This is a genomic window from Novacetimonas pomaceti (assembly GCF_003207955.1).
Taxonomy (GTDB): Bacteria; Pseudomonadota; Alphaproteobacteria; order Acetobacterales; family Acetobacteraceae; genus Novacetimonas; species Novacetimonas pomaceti.
In genome coordinates, this window is the sequence record NZ_NOXG01000078.1 from 1 (window position 1) to 2,027 (window position 2,027).

A 2,027-nucleotide genomic window follows, 5' to 3' on the forward strand; every position below is an offset into this window, starting at 1 on the left:
CATCACTGCGACATCATCGAGACAGGGAACGAAAGCTGGCGGTTCAGGAACCGTAACTGAACCTCTCTCCAGATCCATACCTGCCCCGGCCTGTCTCCTGAAGCCGTAGGCGTAAGGAGACAGGCCGGGCCTTCAACAGGGGGTTAATATTGCATGCCGATCAGGGGTTATTTTTGAGTGCCGATTGACAGTTCACCGGCACCGAACGCTGGACCGCCCTCGTGTCGGTTGTTCTGCGCACGCCGCGCGACGCTGATCACCTGCGGAAAAACCCCCTTGGCATCTACGTCTCTGCCATCAACTGGTCGAAGGAGCTTGGCCAATGATCCGTCGCGCTCTTCGTGCTTTGCCGTTGCTGACCCTGCCACTGGCGGGTTGCGCGCAACACCCCTCGGCCGACGGGCTGTCAGCGCTGCCCAGTGACTATACCGCCACTCCGAAACTCGGGCCGCCTTTGCCCGGCGATCTCGGCAGGCCTATCCTCGACGCACAGCGGAACGGTCGCGCGGGACCGGTTTCCGGCATGGGAGACCGGCGTGGCGATCAGGAGATCGAGGCGGCACGCACCAGCATGCTCTTCGCGCAGGTCGAGGCACGGGATGGGCAGAGCGGGCAAGTAGCTCCGGCCATGGCCGTCCCACCGGGACCGCAAGCGTCATCGGCCAACACTGGTCCGGAGGCCGGTAATCGCGCCTTTCTGGCGGGCCAGCCTGATCGTGCGACTGTCAGTCCCGATCGGATCACACTTCCCGCCTCGCCCTACATCCTCCAGGCCGGGACCGTCATTGCCGGCGCGCTGAATACGCAAGTCAGTTCCGACCTACCGGGTCAGATCGTCGGGCATGTGACCCAGAACGTCTATGATAGTCCGACCGGCCGGTTCTTGCTTGTCCCGCAGGGCAGCACCCTGTTCGGAGCCGTAACCATCCGGCGAGAGACGCGGGCGTATTCAGGCGGCGATGGTATTGTGGACCTGCTGGTGGGCTTTCCAGTGCCAGGGCAGGAGTTCATGGAGGCGTGGATTGGGAATGTCATTGATCCGTGCCAGGACATCGGCGAGCCATGCCTGGGGATCGACATCGTTCAGGCGCGCGGTGACGATCAGGGAATACATGGCGGCGGCGCGCTCTCCGCCACGATCGGACCCGGCGAACAACCAGGCTTTCCTGCCCAGGGCGATGCCGCGTAGGGCGCGTTCTGCTGCATTGTTCGTCAGACAGATACGGCCATCTGTGAGGAATCGTGTGAATGTATCGGCACGCCGTAGAAAATAGTTCATGGCCTGGGCAATGGGATTTTTTGTCGACATGCGCCGGCAACACTCCCGCATCCAGTCGAACAGATCGTCGACCAGAGGGGCTATGTCTGTTTGACGGACTGCCAGCCGATGTTCTGGGGGCGTACCGTTGATGGTGCGCTCGGCTTGAAATATGGCGTCGATCCTGCCTATTGCCTCTATGGCGAGGGGCGCCTTGTCTCTCTCGGCGATTTTGAACAGTCCCCTGCGTCCATGCGCCCAGCATCCGACGGAGACAACCGGCGCGGGTTGGCGTCCCGGTTTCGCCAGAGTATTGTAACCCGCATAGGCGTCTGACTGCACAATGCCGGTCCAGCCGGTGAGATGATCCGTGGGATGTTCGCCCTTGCGGTCCCGGGAATAACGGAACCAGACGGCTGGGGGCGCTGTGCCTCCAAAGGGGTGATCGTCCCGCACATAATTCCACAATCGTCCGGTGACTGTCCGGCCTTTCGCCAGAACCGGCACGGTGGTGTCGTCCGCGTGCAGGCGTTGTGCCGCCAGCACATGCGCCCGGATCAGCGTAGTCAGGGGGGCCAGCGTCGCGGTGCAGGCTCCCACCCAGTCAGCCAGCGTTGATGTGTCGAGATCGATCCCTTCGCGGGCAAAGGCATCGCTCTGGCGGTTCAGAGGCAGATGCTGCAGGAACTTGTCGCACAGGATGGTCGACAGCAGCCATGGGCCGGCGCGTCCGCGCGCGATCGGATGGAAGGGGGCGGGTGGCTGGGTG

General features: G+C 62.9%; 1 protein-coding gene and 2 pseudogenes. 2 read left to right on the forward strand and 1 reads right to left on the reverse strand.

All coding sequences use genetic code 11. The features are described 5' to 3' along the window. Positions 1–191: 191 nt before the first annotated feature. Both CFR71_RS15580 and CFR71_RS15585 read left to right on the forward strand, forming a co-directional pair. Positions 192–326: pseudogene (locus CFR71_RS15580) on the forward strand (VirB8/TrbF family protein); the annotation flags it as partial. Positions 327–388: 62 nt separating this feature from the next. Further along, positions 389–919: pseudogene (locus CFR71_RS15585) on the forward strand (TrbI/VirB10 family protein); the annotation flags it as partial. Positions 920–949: 30 nt separating this feature from the next. Here the strand turns inward: CFR71_RS15585 and tnpC are convergent. Next, on the reverse strand, positions 950–2,027 hold a 1,078-nt coding region (gene tnpC / locus CFR71_RS15590; protein WP_110532213.1), incomplete at its 5' end, for an IS66 family transposase.